This window comes from Bradyrhizobium barranii subsp. barranii (assembly GCF_017565645.3).
Lineage (GTDB): Bacteria > Pseudomonadota > Alphaproteobacteria > Rhizobiales > Xanthobacteraceae > Bradyrhizobium > Bradyrhizobium barranii.
Genome location: NZ_CP086136.1, coordinates 5,982,143 through 6,004,531, shown reverse-complemented (window position 1 = coordinate 6,004,531; position 22,389 = coordinate 5,982,143). Strand labels below are relative to the sequence as shown.

Genomic DNA, 22,389 nt, shown 5'->3' with positions numbered 1-22,389 from the left:
TCAATTCACTGGTTCGCGCCGGTCACCTGCGCGAAGGCGGCCTGATTAATGGTGGTCCCGATGTCGGTTTCAAGCTTGTTGACGTAGGAGGCGACCTGCTCGTCGGTCAACGCGCGGTCGAGGCTGTCCTTCAGCTTCTTCACCGCGTCGGACGCGGCGTCGACCGCGGGTTCGACGATGTCGGTGACGCGGAAGACGATCACCTCGCCGCCGCCGCTCACGGCGGTCTGTCCGACCCCGTCCTTGGCGGTGCGGAAGGCGGCTGCAACAACGTTGGCGGGCACGCCGGCGGGCGAGTCGTCGCGCTTGAAGCCGGAGGCGGTCTCGACCTTGGCGTTGATCGCGGCGGCCTCGTCAGCGAGCTTGCCGCCCTGTTCGAGCTTCTGCACCATCTCGGTCGCCTTGGTCTTCAGCTTGGCGGCGATCTGGTCCTGGCGCCAGCGCGCCTCGACCTGGTCGCGCACCTCGTCGAGATTGCGGTCGCGCGAGGGCGTGATGGCGAGCACGTCGTACCAGACATAGCCGCCCTTGAACGAGATCGCGTCGTTGTCGACGCCGACATCGGTGTTGAAGGCCTGCGACACCACGTCGAGGCCCTGCGGGATGCTGGTGACTGGCTGGCCGTTCGGGGCACGGCCGGAGCGATCGACGGCGTCGATGGTCACGGCCGTGAGGCCGAGCTTCTGCGCCGCGTCGATCACGCTGGCGCCGCCGCCGCGCTCGTCTTCCATCTTGTCGCGGAGATCGTTGACTTTGACGCGGGCGCGCTCGGTGGCGATCTCGCGCTTGATGTCGCCGGCAAGGCTGGCGTAGTTCGCCTCATTGCCCGGCTCGATCTTGTCGACCTTGACGATGGACGTGCCGAGACGACCCTGGATCGGCTGGCTGATCTCGCCTGCGGGAAGCGCGAAGGCGGCATCGCCGACCGCGGGGTCGAGCGACGATTTGGTCACGAGCCCGAGGTCGACATCGGAGGTGCTCAGCCCGCGCTCCTTGCCGAGGTCCTCGAACGACATCCCACCGGCGAGGCGCTCGCGTGCGGCCTGCGCCTCGGCGGCGTTGGGGAATACGATCTGATGGATCTGGCGCTTCTCCGGCGTGCCGAGCCGGTCCTTGCGCTGGTCGAACACTTTCTTGGCGTCCTCGTCGGAGACCTCACTCCATTTGCCGATCTCTTCCGGAGAGACCACGACGAAGGAAATCTTGCGATATTCGGGCGCGCGGAACTGGACCTTGTGATCCTCGAAATAGGCGGCGAGGGCTTCGGGCGAGGGAGCGTCGATGGTGCCGGCCTGCGCGGCGTCGAGCCTGACGAATTCGATCGCGCGCTGCTCGTTCTGGAAGCGCGTCAGCACGTCGATCATGGCCTTCGGCGGTTCGAGGCCGGCGCCGATCGTGCCGGTGATCTGCCGGCGCAGCGACACCTTGCGCTGCTCGGAGACGTAGCGCTGCTCGGTATAGCCGAAATTGCGGATCACGGCCTGGAAGCGGTTCGGATCGAAGCTGCCGCCGACGCCCTTGAAGTTGGGGTCGTTCATGATGACCTGGCGGATCTGCTCGTCGGACTGGCCGAGCCCGAGCCGGCGGGCTTCTTCGTCGAGGGCGGCTTCCGCGATCGTCTGCTGGAGCACCTGGCGGTCGAGGCCGAAGGCACGCGCCTGGTCAGGCGTCAGCGGCCGGCCGAACTGGCGGCTGATCTGTTGCAAGCGGTCGGTATAGGTCTGCCGGAACTCGTTCAACGAAATCTCGGTGCTGCCGACCTTGGCCACCGTGGACTGCCCGAAGCCCTTGAAGATGTCGGCGATGCCCCAAACGCCGAAACTGATGATCAACACGCCCATCACCACGGCCATAATGGACTTGCCGAGCCAGTTTGATGAGGCCTTGCGCATTCCTCGAAGCATTTGGTCCAACTTGTTTGGCAGGAGGGGAACGGGAGCGCGTCTTAATGCAGATTCCGCAAAAGCGCGTCACCAAATTGATCAATCATCATAAAGTGGCGGCTTTCCCCCCGCAACCTCAGGCCACGCGGTCCCTCGACGCTGCGGTTAAAAGCCTTAGCTCTCTGGAACTGCCGCGACAGCTCTGCTAGCGCATGCACAAACCTCATTTTGCTGGAAATTGACATGACCGACGCCATCCGACCGCTGATCGCCGGCAATTGGAAAATGAACGGCCTCAAGGGCTCGGCTGCCGAATTCGACGCCATGCTCAAAGGCGCGGCAGAGGTGGCCGCCAAGGCCGACCTGCTGGTCTGCCCGCCCGCGACCCTGATCGCGGCCTTCGCCGACAAGGCGCGCGGCAGCAAGGTCGCGATGGGGGCGCAGGATTGCCACCCCAAGGCCTCCGGCGCCCATACCGGCGATATCGCAGCCGAAATGCTGGCCGATGCCGGTGCGACCGCCATCATCGTCGGCCATTCCGAGCGTCGCGCCGACCACGGCGAGGGCGATGCCCTGATCCGGCAGAAGGCCGAGGCCGCCTGGCGCGCCGGCATCACCGCGATCGTCTGCATCGGTGAGACGCAGGGCCAGCGCGATGCCGGCCAGACCCTGGACATCCTGCGCGGCCAGCTCGACGGCTCGCTGCCGGACGGCTCGACCGCCGCCAACCTGGTCGTGGCCTATGAGCCGGTCTGGGCGATCGGCACCGGCCTGACTCCGACGGCCCAGGATGTCGAGCAGATTCATGGCTTTATCCGGGAACTCCTGACCTCCCGGTTCAGGGCGGACGGGGCCAGGATGCGCATCCTCTATGGCGGCTCGGTCAAGCCGTCGAACGCGGCCGAGCTGATGTCCGTGAAAAACGTCAACGGCGCGCTGGTCGGCGGCGCCAGCCTGAAGGCGGCCGATTTCCTTGCGATTGCGAAGGGCTGCCCCTAGCTAATCTCAATGCGCGGCCGTGGCCGATCGGGGGGTGGCAATGCCTCTTCCGATCGTGTAACACCGCGCAACTTCAGGAAAACCCGCGAAGCGCGATCGGCCGCCGTCTCGGCGCTGTCGGCTTGTGACGGAAGGACACTATGCAGACTGTTGTCATCGTCATTCACCTCATGATCGTCGCCGTCATGATCGGCGCCGTCCTGCTCCAGAAGTCGGAAGGCGGCGGCCTCGGCATGGGCGGAGGCGCAGGCTTCATGTCGAGCCGCGGCACCGCGAACCTTTTGACGCGGACCACCGCGATCCTGGCTGGGGGCTTCTTCCTCACCAGCCTGTTCCTGTCCTGGCATGCCGGCTACAACCGGGCGCCTTCGTCGATCATCGGCACGCCGGCGTCCCAGACCCAGCCGGCCGGAGGCGCCCCGATCGCGCCGCCGACCTCGGGCGGCATCCTGGATTCGCTGAAGAAGGCCGACGAACAGCAGCAGAACCAGGCGCCAGCCGGCCCGCAGGTGCCGCGCTCGCAATAAAGCAGGGGGGCCATGCAGGGCGGCTTCTACCGTCCTGCATCAAAAATCCCCATCAAGGCTCTGTCACCACTCTTAGTTTTGGCTCACCCACAGGCCCGCAAATTATTTGGGGCGGAATACGAATCGCTTTGGCGAATCGAATTCGAGGGATTAGAGGTTACGTCCCATGGCGCGGTACATATTCATCACCGGCGGCGTGGTCTCTTCGCTCGGCAAAGGTCTGGCTTCAGCGGCACTCGGTGCCCTGTTGCAAGCCCGGGGCTACAAGGTCCGCCTCCGCAAGCTCGACCCCTATCTCAACCTCGATCCCGGAACGATGTCGCCGTATCAGCACGGCGAAGTGTTCGTGACCGATGACGGCGCGGAGACCGATCTCGATCTCGGTCACTACGAGCGCTTCACCGGCCGGCCTGCGACCAAGCAGGACAACATCACCACCGGGCGCATCTACCAGGACATCATCTCCAAGGAGCGCCGCGGCGATTATCTCGGCGCGACCATCCAGGTGGTTCCGCATGTCACCAACGCCATCAAGGAATTCGTCCTCTCCGGCAATGACGATTACGACTTCGTGCTGGTCGAGATCGGCGGCACCGTCGGCGACATCGAGGGCCTGCCTTTCTTCGAGGCGATTCGTCAGCTCAAGAACGAGCTGCCGCGCGATCATGCCGTCTATATCCATCTGACGCTGCTGCCTTACATCCCGAGCGCGGGCGAGCTGAAGACCAAGCCGACGCAGCACTCGGTGAAGGAGCTGCGCTCGATCGGCATCCAGCCGGACATCCTGCTCTGCCGCACCGACCGCGAGATCCCGAAGGAAGAGCGGCGCAAGCTGGGGCTGTTCTGCAACGTGCGCGAAAGCGCCGTGATCGAGGCGCGCGACGTCGACAACATCTACGCCGTGCCCGAGGCCTATCACAACGCGGGCCTCGACGACGAAGTGCTCGCCGCCTTCGGCATCGGCTCGCGGATTCCGCCGGAGCTGCGAAGCTGGCAGCAGATCAACGAGCGCGTTCGCAATCCCGAAGGCAACGTCACCATCGCCATCGTCGGCAAATATACCGGCATGAAGGATGCGTATAAGTCGCTGATCGAGGCGCTCTCGCATGGCGGCATCGCCAACAAGGTGAAGGTCAATCTCGACTGGATCGAGAGCGAGATCTTCGAGAAGGAAGATCCCGCGCCGTTCCTCGAACACGTCAACGGCATTCTGGTGCCGGGCGGCTTCGGCCAGCGCGGTGCCGAGGGCAAGATCCGTGCGGCGCAGTTCGCGCGTGAGCGCGACGTGCCGTATTTCGGCATCTGCTTCGGCATGCAGATGGCGGTGATCGAAGCCGCACGAAACCTCGTCGGCATCGAGGACGCCAACTCCACCGAGTTCGGCCCGACCAAGGAGCCGCTGGTCGGCCTGATGACCGAATGGCTGCGCGGCAACGAGCTCGAGAAGCGCTCCAAGGCCGGCGATCTCGGCGGCACGATGCGTCTGGGCGCCTATCCCGCGGCGCTCAACCGCGGCAGCCGCGTCTCGCAGGTCTATGGTGGCGCGACCGAGATTTCCGAGCGCCACCGCCACCGCTACGAGGTCAACACCGCCTACAAGGACCGCCTCGAGCAGCATGGGCTGAAATTCTCCGGCCTTTCGCCCGATGGCGTGCTGCCGGAGATCGTCGAGTACGAGGATCATCCCTGGTTCATCGGCGTCCAGTTCCACCCCGAGCTGAAGTCGCGGCCTTTTGAGCCTCATCCTCTCTTCGCCTCGTTCATCCAGGCGGCGGTGGTGCAGTCGCGGCTGGTGTGATGCCTCAGGGCGCGGCGGTGTAGTCGCGCACGAGGTGCATCGGCGCTGGCGCGACCGGCATTGAGGCATCAGGCGCAATTGTTCCCGTGACGATCTTCATCTGCGGCCGTCGCGTCAGCTTGTAGACGGCGGCCGGCGGCACGTTCAGCAAGGCGCGATCCACCAGCTTTGCCCGCAAGCCGAGCCGGTCGAGTACCGGCCGCGGCACGGGGCAGCTCATCCCGTAGGTGAACTGATAGAACGCGCCTCCCGGGCGGACGTAACGGAACGCACCGCCGATGATGGAGACGACCTTGCGCGTCGACATATTGAGCAGCGGCAGGCCGCTGACCACGGCGCCGACCGGCGCGCCGTCATAGAGCCGCTCCGTCGTGAGCCGTCCCGCATCCATCCACAACACGCGCGCGCCGGGAAAACGGATTTGCAGGAGCTTGGTGAAGTCCGAACCGTATTCGATCAGCGTGAGGTCCTGCTGGCGCACGCCGCGTTTCAGGAGCTTGTATGTGAAAGCGCCGGTGCCGGGGCCGAGCTCGAGGATCGGGCCTGTCGTTGCGGTGATCTCGCGGGTGATGAGATCGGCAAGGGCAGCGCCCGAAGGCGCGATCGCGCCGACCCGCCGCGGGGCCGACATCCAGGACAGGAAGAATGAGAGGAAATCGTTGGGCATGCGCACTCCGGCATTTCGATTGCGCCTCGCAAATCAGAGGTGAGGCGGTCGAAGAGTCGCCTGAGCGCATTGCGACAGCATTGCGCTTGGAACGCAGAGACGAATTGAATCAGCCCTGTTGCAGGGGCGGCAGCGTCATCCTGAAGCACGCACCGCCGTGCGGTCCGTCGAGGACCGAAACGTGACCGCCATGCAGGAGCATGATCTCGTGCACCATGTTGAGGCCGAGGCCGGCGCCGCGATCGAGCGGCGTGAGCCGGTAGAACGGCTCGAAGATCAGCTCGCGCTGATCGGCCGGAATGCCCGCGCCCTCGTCGGTGACCTCGATGCTGGCGGGACGGCTGACACGAATGACGATCGTGCCGCGGCGAGGACCGTGCTGGATGGCATTCTGCACGAGGTTGGTCAGCGCGCGTTCGAGCGCGGCCGCGTCGCCGAGTACGTCGATCCGCGCCGCCGGTGCGTCGAAGGACAGCTCATAGCCAGCCGCAATCGCCAGCGGTGCGAGGTCGGCGGCAACGCCTTGCGCGACGGAGACCAGGTCGACCGGCACGAATGGATGCCCGCAACGGTCGAGCCGCTGGATATCCAGCAATTGTTCGGCAAGCGTCGCGAGCCGCGCCGCATCCTCGATCAGGCGCGTCTTGTCCGGCCCCGACGGCAATGACTCCAGGCGCGTGTTCAGGATCGCGATCGGCGTACGCAGCTCGTGCGCGGCGTCGGCAACGAAGCGCTTGTGGCGGGCGTAACCCTGATCGAGCCGCGCGAGAGCGTCATTGACCGCGGCCACGAGCGGTACGACCTCAAGCGGAATCTGCTCCACCGACAGCCGCGCGCCGCGCTGATGGATATCGATCCGCCGGGCCTGGTCTGCGGTCGCGTCCAATCCTCTGAAAGCGCGCTGCACGACCATCGGCGTCGCGATGAACGTCGCGGTCCCCATCAACAGCAGGCCCGGGAGCGCGATGCCCAGCAACACGAGCGACGTCGTGAACACCGCCTTGGCGCCGCTGAGCTTCCCCTGCGTCGCCGTGATGACCTGCACGTTGCCGGCGGCCGTGTCGATGCGTTTCAACCGCGCCGCCGGCTTGCGTGGATCGTCCTCGAGGAGCTGCCAGCCGAGCCGCGCCTGGCTGATCTGGTCGAGGGCGCCGCCGATCCCGGCGAATTCAGCCGGTACGGAGCCTTCACTGAGCGAATGCCCCTGCCTGTCGCGAACCAGCAACCAGAGGTCGGGGGCCTCCTCGCGCAACGCTTTCAGCTCAGCCGTCGGCCGCAGCGTCAGGCCGCCGGCTGCGTCGCGCGCGAGCGCGCTCTGCACGACGTCGATCACGCGGTCTTCGTCCCGTTGGACCAGCACGAATCCTGTAGCGCACAGCGCGCCGATGATGACGACGACCAAAGCGACGAACAGCGCGGCCTGGAGCGAAAGCAGGCGCCAGCTCAGCCGAGAGCGCAGGCAATATGGGTCGGCGTGCCTGCTCACGGCAGTTTCTTCAGCAGATAGCCGACGCCGCGGATGCCGTGGATCTCCACGTGCGCGTCGGCTTCGGCAAGCTTGCGGCGCAGCCGCGAGACATGCGTATCGAGTGCGTTCGACTGGATCTCGTCGTCGAAACTGTAGACCGCTTCCTCCAGCGCCGATCGCAGCACGGTCCGGCCCATGCGGCGGACCAGGGCTTCGAGCACAAGGAGCTCCCGCCGCGGCAGTTCGAGCGGAGCCCCGTCGACGCTCGCCTCGCGATGGCCGAAGTCGAAGGCAAGGCGGCCGGCGCGAATGATGTCGGGCTGAAGCCCGGCGGGCCGGCGCAACACCGCGCGCAGGCGCGCCAGCAATTCCTCCACCGCGAATGGTTTTGCCAGATAGTCATCCGCCCCGCTGTCGAGCCCGGCGACGCGATCGGCGAGCTCGCCGCGTGCCGTCAACACGATGATCGGCACACCGTCGGCGCGCGCTCTCAGTTTCGGAATCAGGGCAAGACCGTCGCCGTCGGGCAGCTGGCGATCGAGCAGCACGGCGGCGTGCACGTCGGCGGAAATGGCCTCTTCGGCCTCGGCGAGCGTTGGCACGTGATCGACGATCATGTCGTACCGCTTGAGCGCCGAGGCCAGCGCCCCGGCCATCTCCGCTTCATCCTCGACGAGCAAAATCCGCATGATCCGCACCTGAGCCTCAACCGAGGCGTTGTAGCGGCAGTATCATTGCGGCAGCATTACGGGAACCGGGGGCGATCGGGGCCGGCAAGCCATGCGCCAGACGCCGCGGGCGGTATCGGGCAGGGCCGAAGACACCGTCACGGCCAGCCGTTATAACCCCCGACGTCATCAGGGAGGAACAAGAATGATCTATGAAATGCGCATCTACCGTTGCGTGCCCGGCCGCCTGCCGGCGCTCCTGAAGCGTTTCGAGACGGTCACGCTGAAGCTCTGGGAGAAGCACGGCATCAAGCAGGCCGGCTTCTTCACCACGCTGATCGGCGATTCTAACCAGGAGCTGACCTATTTCCTCGCCTGGGACTCGCTCGCCGACCGCGAAAAGAAGTGGACGGCGTTTCAGAGCGATCCGGACTGGATCTCCGCGCGGGCGAAAACCGAGGAAGACGGCCAGATCGTCGGCAACATCGTCAGCCAGATCCTGACGCCGACCGCCTTCTCGTCGGTCAAGTAGCGGCTCCCGCGCGGCGCGCGCCGGGACCCCCGGCGCAACCCTGATATTCTGACAGCCCAGTCTGAATGGGGTTGATCCGCCCCTCATCGCCGCTATGGTCGCGGCGAAACGAGGGAATTTGCCTTGAGCTCTTCGAATTCAGCAGCGCCGGTCGTCACCATTGGCACGGTCAGGTTCGGCAATGATCTGCCGATCTCGATCATTGCCGGGCCGTGCCAGCTCGAAAGCCGCCAGCATGCGCTGGAGGTGGCCTCCGCGCTGAAGGAGATCGCCGCGCGGCTGAAGATCGGTCTCGTCTACAAGACCTCGTTCGACAAGGCCAACCGCACCAGCGCGTCGGCAGCGCGCGGTCTCGGGCTCGCACAGTCGCTGCCGATCTTCGCCGAGATCCGCGCCTCCCTCGGCTTGCCGGTCCTGACCGACGTGCATGACGCCGCGCAGTGCGCCGAGGTGGCGCAAGCCGTGGACATCCTCCAGATCCCGGCCTTCCTGTGCCGGCAGACCGATCTGCTGCTGGCGGCCGCCTCGACGGGCAAGGTCGTCAACGTCAAGAAGGGGCAATTCCTCGCGCCCTGGGACATGGCCAATGTCGTGACCAAGATCACGACCGCGAACAATCCCAACGTGCTCGTCACCGAGCGCGGCGCCTCGTTCGGCTACAACACGCTGGTCTCCGACATGCGCGCGCTGCCGATCCTGGCGCGCACCACCGGTGCGCCCGTGATCTTCGACGCCACCCATTCGGTGCAGCAGCCGGGCGGGAAGGGGACGTCCTCCGGCGGCGAGCGTGAGTTCGTGCCGGTGCTGGCGCGCGCAGCCGTCGCGGTCGGCGTTGCCGGCGTCTTCATCGAGACCCATCCCGACCCTGACCGCGCGCCCTCGGACGGGCCCAACATGGTGCCGCTGCGCGAGTTCGAAGGGCTGATCCGCACGCTGATGGCATTCGACGCGGTGACGAAAAGCACAACGCGCTGATGTCCCCGCCTGCGACCGGGCCGTCGTCCGACCAGAAGTTTCCGCCCGCGATCAATATCATCGCGCTCGCGAGCTTCTCGGCGGCGTTGTCCACGCGCGCGCTCGATCCCGTCCTGCCGCATGTCGCGGAAGATTTTTCGATCAGTATCACGACGGCCGCCAGCATCGCGGCCGGCTACGCCTTGATCTACGCGCTGGTTCAGCCGGTGATCGGAGCGGCTGCCGATCTGTTCGGCAAGGCGCGGTTGATGACGCTGTGCCTGGCGCTGCTTGGCGTTTCCTGCATTCTTGGCGCCGTCGCGACCACCTTCTCGGGCCTGTTCGCGAGTCGCATCCTCGCCGGGATCGCCTCCGGTGGCGTGTTTCCGGTCGCTCTCGGCCTGACCGCCGACCTTGTTGCGCCCGCCAAGCGGCAGGTCGCGATCGGCCGCACGCTTGCAGGTTCGATGACCGGCAATCTGCTCGGTGCGACCGCCTCCGGCATCATCGGTGAACTCATCGGCTGGCGCGGTGTGCTCATGATGCTCGGCGCGCTCGGCCTGATCGCGGCCGTTGCGGTGGCCGCGGGCTTTCGCGGCGCCGCGCTGACAGCGCCGCCGAAGACCGATCTGAAGGCCTTGCGGCAGGGCTACCGGACCATCTTCGCCAACCCCAACACGCGCTACTGCTACTCGGCGGTCTTCGTCGAGGGCTGCTGCGTATTCGGCCTGTTTCCGTTCATCGCCGCGCTGCTGTTCGATCTCGGCGAGAAGTCGCCGTCGATCGCGGGCATCGTGATCGCGGGCTTTGCGATCGGCGGACTGTTCTACACCTTCACGGTCTCACGCTTCCTGCCGTGGCTCGGCGTCAGGGGCATGATGATTGCGGGCGCAGGCCTCGTCGGACTGCAGCTCGGCGTGCTCGCCTTCGGTCCCGGATGGAAGCTGCAATTCGCCAGCATGCTGGCGATGGGCTGGGGGTTCTACATGATCCACGGCTGCCTGCAGGTGTTCGCCAGCGAGCTGTCGATCGGGGCGCGGGCAACGGCGATGTCGCTGCATTCGTTCTTCTTCTTCATGGGGCAGACCGTTGGCCCGATCGCCTATGGCCTTGGCCTCCAGCACGGTGGCAAGGTCTCGACCCTGCTCACGAGCGCCGCGATCATGGTGGTGCTGGGTCTCGTCTGCGCCCGGCTGCTCAAGCAGCGGGCACCCTCGGACGCACGGGTCTGAGGGGAGTATCGAACTACCGGTTTCCGTATTTTCCCGGAAGAGATTGGTAGCCAAAGCCGTTCAATCTTAAATCAAATCTCATCGTTCGCTCCGTAGATTGCCCGCGAACCGCGTCTTGGCGGCAATATGGATCAGTCGATGCAAAAGCAGCGTTCGGTCGCCCGCATCCTCGGGGCGGTGGTTGGGTCTCTTGGTCTCGTTCTCGTCGTCATCTGTGCCTATGCGCTGAAGCTCGCGGTCACCCGCTACTCGGACAGCAACCGCATCGTCTCGCTCGCGGTCGCCAGCCGCGACCTGACCAATACGCTCGTGATTTTTCGCCTGGAGCGCGGTGACACGCTGAGCTATCTGGCGTCGGCCGCCCCCGCGCCCGACACCGTCATGAACAGCCTCGCCGAGCAGCGAGCCACGGTGCAGAAGAATTACGCGCAGGCCTTGCAGAGCCTCGCTTCCGCTGAAGCGCCCGGTCTTGCCGAAAAGCTCGACAAGCTCCGCGGCATCTGGGCGCAGCTCGAGGAGCTGCGGCCGCGCGCGGTCACTGCGCTGAAGCAGGAGAAGGCGGCGCGTGACGCGAACCTGCAACCGAGCTGGGCCAAGATCAGCGACGCCTATATGGACGCGATCGGCGACGTCACCGCCCATGTCGACAACGCGATGACGCTGATCGATCCCGTGGTCGATCGCCTCCTGATCGCCAAGCAGGCCTCCTGGCAGGCCCGCGCCAACGCCGGCCAGACCATTCTCGTCCAGTTCTCCTCGATCCTCGCCAACAAGACCTGGACCGCCGCCGATGGCGTAACCTTCGCCGATCTGCGCGGCCGCATCCAGCAGTCCTGGGTGGTCGTGCGCGATCTCAGCCCGAATGTGGCCTCGCCCGAGCTGTTGCAGGCGATCCGTAACGCCGAGCCGGAAATCTCCGGCGCGCTCAGCGACGAACGCAATGCCATTGCGACTAAGCTGCTCGCCGGCGAGCCCGCCGGCGTCGCAGGCATCGACTACCGCGATCGTCAGCTCGTCGGCGCCAACAATGTCGTCATGGTCACCCAAACCGCGCTCGCCAACATGATCTCGCGGGCCGAGGAGGGCGCCTCGCGCGCCCGCTTCAGCCTGATCCTGTTCGGCCTGCTGGTGCCGGCCTCGCTGGCGCTGACGATCGGCGGGCTGATGCTGATGCGCAACCGCGTCACCCGGCCGCTGACCGCGATCACCGGTGTCATGACCCGTTTCGCGGCGCATGATTTCGCCGGCGAGGTGCCGGGTCTCGGCCGCAACGACGAGATCGGCCGCATGGCCGCGGCGCTCCAGGTGTTCAAGGAGGCCATGATCAACGCCGAGCGCCTGTCCGGCGACCAGGCAGCCGAGCGCGCCGACAAGGAGAAGCGTGCATCCGAATTGTCCGGCCTCGTGCGGCAATTCGAGAGCCGCATCGGCCAGATGGTACAGACGTTGTCGAGCGCCTCGGGCGAGCTGGAGACGACCGCGCGCTCGATGTCGGGCACGGCAGCCGAGGCCCAGACCCAGGCCGGCTCGGCCTCGACCTTGGCCGACCAGGTCGGCGGCGGCGTGCAGACCGTGGCGGCTGCTGCGGAGGAGCTCAACGCCTCGATCCGCGAGATCAACCGTCAGGTCGAGCAGGCGACACGCGCCACCGAGCAGGCGGTCGTCACCGTCAAGGAAACCGACAGCACTATGCGCGCGCTTGCCGACGGCGCCGATCGCATCGGCGAGGTCATCGGCCTCATCACCTCGATCGCCGGCCAGACCAACCTGCTGGCACTGAACGCGACGATCGAGGCAGCGCGTGCCGGCGAGTCCGGCAGGGGTTTTGCGGTGGTGGCGAGCGAGGTGAAGAACCTGGCCTCCCAGACGGCGAAGGCGACCGAAGAGATCAGCGCCCAGATCACGGAGATACAGGGGGCGACGCAGAAGGCGGTCTCGGCGATCGACGGCATCGTCAAGACCATCGAGGAGGTCTCGAGCATCAACCGCGTCATCGCCGCCGCCATCGAGGAGCAGAACAAGGCCACCGCCGAGATCGCAAACACCGTGCAGCACAGGGCGGAAGCGACCTCGACCGTCACCCGCAACATCGCAACCGTATCGTCAGCGGCGAACGAGACCGGCCGCGCCGCGTCCGGCGTGCTGAAGGCCGCCGCCAACCTGTCGAGCCAGTCGACCTCGCTGACGTCGGAGGTCGACGGCTTCATCAGCAAGGTGAGGGCGGTGGCGTAAGGGCTGGCGCGCGCTCTATCGAATCGTCCTTGGCCCCCAGAGACGGCGCTTCGCGCCGCGCTGGGGTAGCACAATCAACGAGGGCGATGCGCGCGGGCGGCGATTGCTTGCGCGCGCTCGAGCAGCGCTTCGGCTCGCTGCACGATCGGAATATCAATCATCTTGCCGTCGATGGCGAAGGATGCACGTCCCTCGGCTGCCGCTTGCTTGTTGAGCGCAACGACGCGCTCGGCGTCCGCCACCTCCTTGGCGGAGGGGCTGAAACCCTCGTTGAGGATCGGCACCAGCGACGGATGGATGCAGGCAGAGCCCACGAAGCCAAAGTCCGCAGAGCGCCTGACTATCCTTGTGTATCCTTCCAGATCGGAGAAATCGGCGACTGAGCCGATGGTGCCGAGCGGCATGATGCCGGCGGCGCGGGCTGCCTGCACGACCTGTTGCTTCGGCATCAACAAAGTTTCCTCCGTCGGCTTGGCGCCGATGGCGGTGGCATAATCTTCCGCACCCAGTGAAATGCCGGCCAGCCGCGGGATCGATCGCGCGATCTCGTGAGCCCTAGAGAGAGGACCGGGCGCCTCGATCAGGCCGACAAACCAGATCTTGCCGATGGGCAATCCGCGCTCGATCTCCAGTCTGGTCACCATCTCGTCGAGCAGGCGCAGATGCTCGGCGCCTTCGACCTTGGTGATCTTGATCGCGTCCACGCCGGCGATGACAGCCGCTTCCAGATCGGGCACCGCCAATTCGAGCGGCTGGTTGATCCGCACCATGACATCCGAACTTCCGGTGTCGCGAAAGCGCTTCACGATGCCCGGGATCAGCTTTCGAGCGTTGGCCTTTTCAGCCAGCGGCACGCTGTCCTCGAGATCGATGATCAGCGCGTCCGCGCCGCGCTCAACGGCCTTGACCACGAACCGCTCGACGTTCGCGGGTACGAACAGCGCAGAGCGCCAGACCGGGAATTTTCGTTCAACTGTCATGTGCTGGTTTCCTTCACAACGCCCGAGGCGAGGGCGGCATCGATGTCGTCAGGGCTGAGGCCGGCTTCGGCCAGGATGGTGCGGCTGTGCTGACCGAGGCGTGGCGCAGGCGTCCGGATGCTTCCGGGCGTCTCGGACAGGCGTACCGGGACGGCGTGCATCGGGAACGTTCCCATGTCCTCGTCGGGATAGTCGGCCAGCAGTCCCCGGGCCTGCACGTGGCGATCGTTCATCAAGCGGACGGTGTCGTTGACCGGACCGATCGTGACCTCGGCCGCCTCGAAGAAGGCGACGTTGTCGTCCACCGTTCGTGTCGCGATGAAATCACCGATAATCTTGTCGAGTTCGGCGACATGGACTAGCCTCTGCTCGTTGGTCTTGAACTTTGGATCCTCGCAGAGCTCCGGGCGGCCGATCGAACGTAGCACGCGCATCGCCATGCCTTGCGTGGATGCCGACAGACAGACCCAGCCGCCATCGAGCGTGCGGTAGACATTGCGCGGTACCGAGCCGCTCGAGCGGCTCCCGCTGCGCGGTTTGACCACGCCGGTCAAACGGTAATTTGCCGCCTGAGGCCCGAGCGAGTTCACGATCGGGTCGAGCAGCGGCAGGTCGATCACCTGTCCCTTTCCGCCGTTGATCTCGACCTCCCGAAGGGCCGCCATCGCGGCGAACGCTCCGGTGAGACCGGACAGGGCATCGGCCAGATACATCGGCGGCAATACCGGCTCACGATCGGGGAAGCCGTTCATCTCGGCGAAGCCGGAGAAGCCCTCCACCAGCGTCCCAAAGCCGGGCCGGCGATGGTAGGGGCCGGTCTGCCCCCATCCCGATATGCGAACGATCACGAGCTTGGGCTCTAGCCGCAGCAGTTCCTCCGGCGAGAGCCCCATCTGCTCGAGCGTGCCGGGACGGAAACTCTCGACCAGCATCGCGGCGCCGGGAACCAACTTGCGGATCAGCGGCACCGCTTCGTCGTGACGGAATTCCAGGCAGATGCTGCGCTTGTTGCGCGAATGGATCTTCCAGTTGGTTTCGACACCCTTGGTGCGCCAGCCGCGCAGCGTATCGCCTTCGCGCGGCTCGACCTTGATGACGTCGGCGCCGAAGTCGGCGAGATGCTGGGTGAGCAGATTGCCTGCGACCAGCCTCGAGAGGTCGATGACGCGGAGCCCTGTCAGCGGGCCGCGGACACCTGGGGTGTAGTCGGCCTGATGCAGTCCGCTTTCGGGAGAGGTGGCGTCAGTGGGATTTGCCATGGTTCCGTTCTGTAAACAGGATGCCGCCGGTGACAGGCAGCCACAGGCGCAACTGGCGGTCAGTCGTTGCCTCCTGGGTTTCGATGCGGATCTGATTTCCGCCGACGCTCAATCCGATTTGCCATCGGCCGCCAACATAGGAATGGCTGACCACGTCGGCTTCGACGATCGAACCTCCGATCGCCTGATCGTTGGCCGCCGCCAGGCGCATCTGCTCGGGGCGATAGGCAAACGTGACCTTGTCGCCCAGGGATGGACGTTTGTCGGACTTGATCAGAACGCGCTGACCATCGGCGAGACTGACCAGTGTCTGTCCATCGCCGTCGGGCGCCCCGACCACGTCGCCGTTCAGGAAATTGGTCGTTCCGATGAAGTCGGCGACGAAACTGTCTGCCGGCCGCGTGTAGATCTCTTGGGGCGAGCCGATCTGGCTGATGCGGCCGCCATTCATGACCACGATGCGGTCGGACAGAGCCAGCGCTTCGACCTGGTCGTGCGTCACGTAGATCGTCGTCAGGCCGAGGCGCGTGCGCAGTTCGGCAAGCCAGGTCCGGGCGCGATCGCGCAGCTTTGCATCGAGATTCGACAGGGGCTCGTCGAGCAGGAGGATTTCGGGCTGGTAGACCAACGTTCGCGCGAGCGCGACACGCTGCTGCTGGCCGCCCGAGAGCTGATGCCGATAGCGGTCCTGAAAGCGCTCCATCTCGACGAGAGCGAGACTCTCCTCGACGCGGCGCTTGCAGTCGGCGGTCGATACCTTGCGCAGCTTGAGCGGAAACACGACGTTGTCATAGACCGTCATGTGCGGCCACAAAGCGTAGCTCTGGAACACGAGCCCGCAATGGCGCGCTTCCGGCGGCAGGAAGATTCCCTTTTCGCCGTCGAAATAGGTCTTGTCGCCGACGCGGATGCGTCCGCTCGTCGGTTGATCCAGTCCGGCAATGGCGCCGAGCGTTGTGGACTTGCCGCACCCTGACGGCCCCAGCAGCGTGACGAACTCGCCATCGGCAACGTGGATGTTGACGTCGTCGATCGCTTTGACCGGTCCGTACCGCTTGTGCAGGTTCTCGATCAGCAACTCAGCCATAAAGCTTCACTCCGAGAAAAGCGCGCGCCGCCGTGACACAGACGCCGATCACCAGGATCTGGACGGTCGCCAGCGCGGACACCAGGCCGACCTCGCCCTGTGTCCATGCCTGGAGCAGCGTGGTCCCGATCACTTCGCTGCCGGGTGCAAACAGGAAGATCGCTGTCGTGTATTCCTTGAAGAACGTGATGAAGAGGATGATGAAGCAGGCAACGAGTGCCGGCCGCAATAAAGGCAAAACGATGCGCCGACTCGTTGTCCACCAGTCCGCGCCCTGCGTACGGGCGGCGCGATCGAAATCCGTGCTCATCTGCAACAACATCGGAGCAACCGCACCGAGCCCCACAGGAATGAAGTGCATCGTGAAGGCGGCAACCAGAATCCAGATCGTGTTTCGGAGGCCGCCCAGGCCGGGCACGAGCGCAAACGCGTAGAAGAAACCGATGCCGGCGACGACGCCGGGCACGGCACGGGGAAACAGCGCGACGTAGTGTAGCGCGCCACGCCAGCGGAAGTCGGACCGCAGCACGATGATGGCGATCAGGGCGACCATCGCAGTGGCGACGACGCCACCGACCGAACTGACGATCAGCGAGTTCCAGATCGAACGCGGGTAGACCGGGTATTCGAGCATGTTGGCGAAGTTGCCGAGCGTCAGCACCTCGCTGATCGGCACCATCGGCGACAGCAGGCTCGTGAAGGCGCGCAGCAGCAGCGCGCCGATCGGCATCACGACAGTTGCGGTGATGTAGATCGCCGAGACGATGCAAAGCGGCCAGCGCAGGTTGTTCAGGCGGAAAGGGCGCGGTCGCGTGGCCTTGCCGCCGAGCGTGACGAAGCGCCTTGTATTGCCGAGCAGGCGTCCTTGTAGCCACACCAACATGCAGACGACGGCAAGCATCAGCACGGCAGCCGTTGCCACCAGCCCGTGATCGGGGCGGGCCGACGCCACGCCGTTGTTGTAGAGGAACGTGGTCAGCACAGTGATGCCGGCGGGATCTCCGAACACCAGCGGAATCGCGAGGAGCTCCAGTCCCACAGTGAAGTTCAGCACGGCACTATAGGCGATCGCCGGCATGAGGAGCGGCAGCGTGATCCGCCACAAGGTCCTCAAGGTGCCGGCGCCGGTCACGCGCGCGGCTTCCTCCAAAGTCGGATCGGTGATCGAGGCCGACGACATGCAGTAGATGTAGGCGACCGGTGCTTGCGAGACGCCCGCGATCATCGCCATGCCCGGCAGCGAGTAGAGATTCCAGGGCGCGCCGTCGAAGATCGACTGAACCAGAAGCGTGAGGTAGCCGGCCGGTCCGTAGATCGTGTACCAGCCGAACGACAGTACCAGCGCCGAGAGATAGATCGGCCACAGGAAGAGCTCGCCAAACAACCGCGCAAACGGCATGTCGGTGCGGCCGAACAGCACCGCCGCCAGCGTGCCCAGCGCCTGCGAAATCACGGTGGTGAGGGTGGCGAACACGAACGTGTTCCAGATGACGAGCGCGAAGCCGTCGGTGCGAAGCAGGCGCCCGAAATTGCCCAGCGTCAGTTGCTGGCCGGAATCGTAGAGCGCACGATCCAGGAAAGATTGATAGAGAACGGGCAGGAGAGGCGCTGCGATCAGGACAATGGTCAGCAGCGCCATGCCGTACTGGATGACGGTATCGCGGCCGGGCAGCGGCTTCGGCAAAGCGTCCGCGGCCGACGACCCCAGCGCGCTGCTTGCGTCAAGCGACATTGAAGGTCTTTTTCCAGCGCGCGAGGAAGCTGTCGTAGTCCCGCACCGCGTCCCGATCGTAGCCGATGTAGCAGATGTTCTGCTCGCCGACGGCTTCCACGATCGACGAGTAGGTGTGGCGGATTCCGTCGCCCGGCTTCACACCGGGGCGTGCCGGCGTCAGGCCGCCCCGTCCGAATGCGCGCTGACCGTCCTCCGAGACGACGTAGTCGAGCATCAATTTTGCTGCGTTGACGTTCTTCGATCCCTTCGGAATCGCGATGCCACGCAGCACGACCGGCTGACCGTCTCCGATGAAGCTCCAGCCGAGGATCTTTGCCCGCGCCGGATCGTTCAGGCGCGGCCAGAAGGTGATGGCCGAAACGAAGAAGCCCATGGTGTATTCGCCGGAGGTGACCTTCTCGGTCATTGGGCCGCCGGAGCGCTCGAATCGGGGCGAAAGCTTCGCAATTTGGGCGAACCAGTCCCAGGCCTTTTCGCCGTGCTTCTTCACGAACGCGTAGCTGATGCCGTAGCCGAATGTTGTTTGATGCACGCCGTAGCTGGTGATGCGGTTGCGCCAGGTCTTCTCGTTTGCGACCGCAAGCTCGACGAACTCGGCAAGTGTCTTGGGACGCTTGCCGTCGGCCACCAGCGTGTTGTTCCAGATCAACGCCATGGGGTCGGAGGAGACGGTGTAGACGCCGGGAAAGGGCTTTGACCAATCCGGCCAGGCCTTCGCTTCAGGCGATACGTAGTCGAGGACTTCACCGCGCTCCTGGAAATCGATCCATCCGCCCGGATCGGCTGTCGCGATGAGGTCGCAGGTGCGGCTGTTGGTGCTCCGCTCGGCCAGATATCGCTCGAAGCTCTCGCGGGAGGCGGGGAGATCCAGGGTCTCGACCTTGATCTTCGGGTAGAGCTTGTTGAAGCCCTCGATCACGGGACGCCAGTTTTCCGGAGACATAATCGAGTAAATGAGGAGGCTGCCCTCGTTATGGGCGTCGTCGATGATCTTCTGATAATTCTCGGGATACCCGTTCGGCGCCGCCTGGGCCGTGCCCCGGAGCCCCATCGTGGCGCCGAGAACCGACATCACCATTAAGCTTCTACGATCGATGCCGGACATCTACTGTTCCTCCCGTCGTCGCGATTTGTTATGCACATTTATTGGCGCCAATTTGTGCGCAATAGTTGTGGTGAGTCAAGCGCTCCAAAAAGGGAAGCAGCCATGAAAGTACGGAAGGAGCAGAAGAGGCTGTTGGCGGCTGAAATCGGTGCCGCCATCCTGCAAGGCGACTACCGGCCAGGCGAATGGTTGCGCCAGATCGACCTGGAAGAAGCCTTCGCTGCCAAACGGTTTGACGTCCGGAGTGCGCTGACCCAGCTTGCCGCAAGCGGGATGGTGACGCATGTCGAAAATCGCGGATACCGGGTTGCGCAACCCGACTTGAACGTCGTTCGCGAGATATTGGCGATCCGCACGCTGCTCGAAGTTGAAGCGGCAAGGCAGGCGCTACCGAATATCGGCCCCGACGAACTCAAGAAGATCAAGCAGGCTCAGCAAATCTTCGAAGATGCTGTGGCGCGCGGCAGCAAGGCGGATCAGGCAAATACCAACGCAGCCTTTCACGACGAGATCTATCGCCATGCAGCGAACCAATCGCTCGCCAGCCTCATCGTGGAAATCAGAAATCGCGCCAGACCAGGGCCGATTGCTTTGTGGCCCTCGAACGCCGAGCTGCAGAGAAGTGCTGCACACCATGTCGAGATCGTCGATGCGATCGAGTCTCGCGATCTCGCCGCGCTCGTTGCAGCAGTGCGACGACACATCGTCGAATCCGGCGCCAACTATCCGGCGCGCGATCTCGGTCCGGTCAAGAAGACCTCAGCAGCCTCCGATTGACTAAGAGTGGCGAAGCCAATCTGTTGAGGGCGTGTCAGGAGCAGCGCGTGGAGTAGGCCTGCCTCAATTCGCGCCCCCCGCCGGGATCGGCTCCATCCCGCTTGCGATGATCGCTTCGCGCGCGGCGGGGGAGGCGAGGAATTTTATGAGGGCACGGCCGGCTTCGGGCTCCTTCGAGCCGGCCGCGATCCCGGCCGAGAAGATCGTGATCTTCTGCAATTCGTTCGGCAGCGGTCCCACGATATCGATACCCTTCACGGGCTTCAGCTCGCTGATCTGCTGGAAGCCGAGCTCGGCCTCGCCGTGCGCGACGATCTCGCCGACGGGCGTTGCCGGAATCTTTCGTGCCTTGTCCTTCATGACGCCGGCGATGCCGAGCTTGTCGAACATCTCGGTCGAGACGTAGACGCCGCTGGCGCTATCGGAATAGGCGATCGTTTTCGCCGCCAGCAGCGCGAGCTTGACCGCCTCCACCGAGCCGATGTCCGGCTTCGGCGCACCCGATTTCACGGCAACGCCGATCGGCGATCTGGTGAGGTCGACCTGGCTGCCGGCCACGACCTTGCCCTTGCCGGCGAGGTCGGTGAGGGCATAGCCCACCATGATCAGGACATCGGCGGGGTCGCCGCGCTCCAGCCTGACCGGGATCGCATTGGTGGTCGTCCCCATCGACGGCCCATATTCCGTCAGCACTTTGTTGCCGGTGGCCTTCTCGAATTCCGGCACGAGCGCCTTGTAGGCAGCCGTCAATCCGCCCGAGATCATCACATGGACCTCGGCAGCTTCGGCCGCGCCGGTCAGCCACAGGACGGTTAGAACGCCGAAGGCAATGTTGCGGAATGTTGCTGATATCGATGTCATCGTCATTCGTCTCCAACTAACCCCGTCCGCGATACGGCGCGACGCCTTGCTCCGGCACCCACAATCCCTTCGGCACGCGGCCGGTCTGCCAGAACACGTCGATCGGGATGCCGCCGCGCGGATACCAGTAGCCGCCGATGCGCAAGAACTTCGGCTTGATCTCGCTCGCGATGCGCTTGCCGATCATGACGGTGCAATCCTCGTGGAATGCGCCGTGATTGCGGAAGCTCGCGATGTAGAGCTTGAGCGACTTCGACTCCAGCAGCCACGGGCCGGGCGCGTAGTCGATCATCAGATGCGCGAAATCCGGTTGTCCCGTGACCGGGCACAGCGAGGTGAATTCCGGCACGGTGAAGCGCACCAGATAGTCCGTGCCCTTTTGCGGATTGGGTACGCGGTCGAGCTGGGCTTCTTCCGGTGTGTGCGGCCATTCGACCGCACGGCCGAGCTGGAGGGATTTCTTCGCCATCGTCGTCACATCCTGTTCGAGCATGATCCGGAAAAGTGGGCACCGGTTTTCCGAAAGGTCATGCTCAACTAAAAAACCGGAGCGCGATAAGATCGCGCTCCAGAGGATGCCGGGATGGACGCAAATGTCGCCGCCGTCAACCGGCCGCGATCGTCTGGATCATGACGATCCGGTCGTTGCCGGACTCGCAGCCCCACAGCTCGCCCGGGCGGCCGTCGAGCTGGCGCACATTGGCATTGGCCTTGTCGCTGGCGAAAACGTTGAACCGCTCGGTCGTGGGATCGAAGCGGACGATGGCATTGGCGGAGAAATCCGTCAGCCAGACCTTGTCCTTGTCGTCGACATAGACGGCATAGGTGCGAGGGCGATCGCCCGGCAGCTTCCAGGTTTTCCAGGAGCCGTTGGCGGGATCGTGCACCGAGACGTGACCGCTGTTCCACTCGCTGACCCAGATCCGGCTTTGCGAATCTGACCAGACCCGCCGCGACCCCTGGCTCGGCGTCGGCGGCTCGACAATGGGCATTGCCGGTCGCAAGATCAATCTTCGCGATATAGCTGCCGGCCAGCGAGGCGTACCAGACCTCACCCTTGGGCGTCACCGCGATGCCGTAGGGTCCAACACCCTTGGGCGCCCTGAACACGTCCATCTCGCCCGATCCCGGCTTGAGCCGGCCGTAATAGCCGGACTGGCCGGTGAACCAGTAGGTACCGTCCTTGTCGAACACGCCGGTGTTGAGATTTGCGGAGGCGAACTTTTCGGGCAGGCGGAACAGCGTGACCTTGAGATCGCCGGGATCGACCCGGGCGATCGCGTTCTGGCCGCCCTCGGTGATCCAGGGGGCACCGTCGGGGCCGATCGTCACGCCGTGCGGCGCGGCGCCCTGGCCGAGGCTGACTGTCTTGAAACTGCCATCCCGGGGGTCGAGCCTGCCCAGCATGCCCTTGCCCTGCGCCGTGAACCAGACCGTGCCGTCGCGACCGGGGGCGAGGTCGTGCAGGCCGATGCCGGCGCTGATGGGGAAATATTTTGTCCGGAACAGGCCTTCCTGCGCAAAACTTGGGCGGACGGCGAGGAGGGCAGCGCTCGAGGCAAGAAACTGGCGGCGGTTCATGGCGTTACCCCGACTGTTTCAGATTGAGGTTGGACGCGCAGAGC

General features: G+C 64.8%; 19 protein-coding genes and 1 pseudogene. 8 read left to right on the top strand and 12 right to left on the bottom strand.

Annotated features, from left to right (window positions below):
• Positions 1-5: 5 nt before the first annotated feature.
• Entirely contained in the window at positions 6-1,904 is a 1,899-nt protein-coding gene (locus J4G43_RS29010) for a peptidylprolyl isomerase (protein ID WP_208087067.1), read from the bottom strand.
• 222 nt (positions 1,905-2,126) lie between these two features.
• Here J4G43_RS29010 and tpiA point away from each other — a divergent pair, with 222 nt between their 5' ends.
• The 3 genes from tpiA (at position 2,127) to J4G43_RS28995 (ending at position 5,207) form a co-directional block, all read left to right on the top strand.
• Positions 2,127-2,882 carry a triose-phosphate isomerase gene (tpiA, locus tag J4G43_RS29005; protein WP_208087066.1) on the top strand — a complete coding sequence of 252 codons (756 nt, stop codon included), beginning with the start codon at positions 2,127-2,129 and terminating at the stop codon, positions 2,880-2,882.
• Positions 2,883-3,022: 140 nt separating this feature from the next.
• A complete protein-coding gene (gene secG / locus J4G43_RS29000) occupies positions 3,023-3,409 on the top strand; it encodes a preprotein translocase subunit SecG (protein WP_208087065.1) in 387 nt (128 codons plus the stop codon).
• 166 nt (positions 3,410-3,575) lie between these two features.
• On the top strand, positions 3,576-5,207 hold the full coding sequence (locus tag J4G43_RS28995; RefSeq protein WP_208087064.1) for a CTP synthase: 1,632 nt from the start codon (positions 3,576-3,578) through the stop codon (positions 5,205-5,207).
• 4 nt (positions 5,208-5,211) lie between these two features.
• On the opposite strand, the gene J4G43_RS28990 is transcribed toward J4G43_RS28995, so the two are convergent.
• The 3 genes from J4G43_RS28990 to J4G43_RS28980 form a co-directional block, all read right to left on the bottom strand.
• The gene (locus J4G43_RS28990; RefSeq protein WP_085404599.1) at positions 5,212-5,874 is read right to left on the bottom strand and encodes a class I SAM-dependent methyltransferase; all 663 of its coding nucleotides are present in this window, start codon (positions 5,872-5,874) and stop codon (positions 5,212-5,214) included.
• A 109-nt stretch (positions 5,875-5,983) separates the two neighbouring features.
• Entirely contained in the window at positions 5,984-7,360 is a 1,377-nt protein-coding gene (locus tag J4G43_RS28985; protein WP_208087063.1) for a sensor histidine kinase, read from the bottom strand.
• The gene (locus tag J4G43_RS28980) at positions 7,357-8,031 is read right to left on the bottom strand and encodes a response regulator transcription factor (protein ID WP_028156062.1); all 675 of its coding nucleotides are present in this window, start codon (positions 8,029-8,031) and stop codon (positions 7,357-7,359) included. The genes J4G43_RS28985 and J4G43_RS28980 overlap by 4 nt, the downstream gene beginning before the upstream one ends.
• A 184-nt stretch (positions 8,032-8,215) precedes the next feature.
• Between J4G43_RS28980 and J4G43_RS28975 the strand changes: the two genes are divergently transcribed.
• The 4 genes from J4G43_RS28975 to J4G43_RS28960 all read left to right on the top strand — a co-directional run bounded on the left by J4G43_RS28975 (position 8,216) and on the right by J4G43_RS28960 (position 12,960).
• Positions 8,216-8,542 (top strand): NIPSNAP family protein, encoded by a 327-nt coding sequence (locus tag J4G43_RS28975; protein WP_208087062.1) that lies wholly within the window; start codon positions 8,216-8,218, stop codon positions 8,540-8,542.
• A 123-nt stretch (positions 8,543-8,665) separates the two neighbouring features.
• Positions 8,666-9,517 (top strand): 3-deoxy-8-phosphooctulonate synthase, encoded by an 852-nt coding sequence (gene kdsA, locus J4G43_RS28970; protein WP_208087061.1) that lies wholly within the window; start codon positions 8,666-8,668, stop codon positions 9,515-9,517.
• Positions 9,517-10,728: an MFS transporter gene (locus J4G43_RS28965; protein WP_208087060.1), complete on the top strand. Its 1,212-nt coding sequence runs from the start codon at positions 9,517-9,519 to the stop codon at positions 10,726-10,728. The genes kdsA and J4G43_RS28965 overlap by 1 nt, the downstream gene beginning before the upstream one ends.
• A gap of 138 nt (positions 10,729-10,866) precedes the next feature.
• A complete protein-coding gene (locus tag J4G43_RS28960) occupies positions 10,867-12,960 on the top strand; it encodes a methyl-accepting chemotaxis protein (protein WP_208087059.1) in 2,094 nt (697 codons plus the stop codon).
• 74 nt (positions 12,961-13,034) lie between these two features.
• Here J4G43_RS28960 and J4G43_RS28955 read toward each other — a convergent pair whose 3' ends face one another.
• The 5 genes from J4G43_RS28955 to J4G43_RS28935 are packed head-to-tail and all read right to left on the bottom strand — an operon-like array spanning position 13,035 to position 19,126.
• Positions 13,035-13,940 carry an HpcH/HpaI aldolase/citrate lyase family protein gene (locus J4G43_RS28955; RefSeq protein ID WP_014494995.1) on the bottom strand — a complete coding sequence of 302 codons (906 nt, stop codon included), beginning with the start codon at positions 13,938-13,940 and terminating at the stop codon, positions 13,035-13,037.
• Entirely contained in the window at positions 13,937-15,199 is a 1,263-nt protein-coding gene (locus J4G43_RS28950) for a CaiB/BaiF CoA transferase family protein (protein ID WP_208087058.1), read from the bottom strand. The genes J4G43_RS28955 and J4G43_RS28950 overlap by 4 nt, the downstream gene beginning before the upstream one ends.
• A complete protein-coding gene (locus tag J4G43_RS28945; protein WP_208087057.1) occupies positions 15,183-16,286 on the bottom strand; it encodes an ABC transporter ATP-binding protein in 1,104 nt (367 codons plus the stop codon). Before J4G43_RS28945 ends, J4G43_RS28950 begins: the two co-directional genes overlap by 17 nt.
• Positions 16,279-18,018: an ABC transporter permease gene (locus tag J4G43_RS28940; protein WP_208087056.1), complete on the bottom strand. Its 1,740-nt coding sequence runs from the start codon at positions 18,016-18,018 to the stop codon at positions 16,279-16,281. Before J4G43_RS28940 ends, J4G43_RS28945 begins: the two co-directional genes overlap by 8 nt.
• A complete protein-coding gene (locus J4G43_RS28935) occupies positions 18,008-19,126 on the bottom strand; it encodes an ABC transporter substrate-binding protein (protein WP_225005177.1) in 1,119 nt (372 codons plus the stop codon). Before J4G43_RS28935 ends, J4G43_RS28940 begins: the two co-directional genes overlap by 11 nt.
• 132 nt (positions 19,127-19,258) lie before the next feature.
• On the opposite strand from J4G43_RS28935, the gene J4G43_RS28930 reads away from it, so the two are divergent.
• Entirely contained in the window at positions 19,259-19,903 is a 645-nt protein-coding gene (locus tag J4G43_RS28930) for a GntR family transcriptional regulator (protein WP_208087055.1), read from the top strand.
• Positions 19,904-19,966: 63 nt separating this feature from the next.
• Here the strand turns inward: J4G43_RS28930 and J4G43_RS28925 are convergent, their stop codons facing one another.
• The 3 genes and pseudogenes from J4G43_RS28925 to J4G43_RS28915 all read right to left on the bottom strand — a co-directional run bounded on the left by J4G43_RS28925 (position 19,967) and on the right by J4G43_RS28915 (position 22,345).
• The gene (locus J4G43_RS28925) at positions 19,967-20,764 is read right to left on the bottom strand and encodes a substrate-binding domain-containing protein (RefSeq protein ID WP_208087054.1); all 798 of its coding nucleotides are present in this window, start codon (positions 20,762-20,764) and stop codon (positions 19,967-19,969) included.
• Positions 20,765-20,780: 16 nt separating this feature from the next.
• Positions 20,781-21,257, bottom strand: coding sequence for a preQ(1) synthase (gene queF / locus J4G43_RS28920; protein WP_041960296.1), 477 nt, complete (start codon positions 21,255-21,257; stop codon positions 20,781-20,783).
• A gap of 112 nt (positions 21,258-21,369) precedes the next feature.
• A pseudogene (locus J4G43_RS28915) lies at positions 21,370-22,345 on the bottom strand (Vgb family protein).
• Positions 22,346-22,389: the final 44 nt, after the last annotated feature.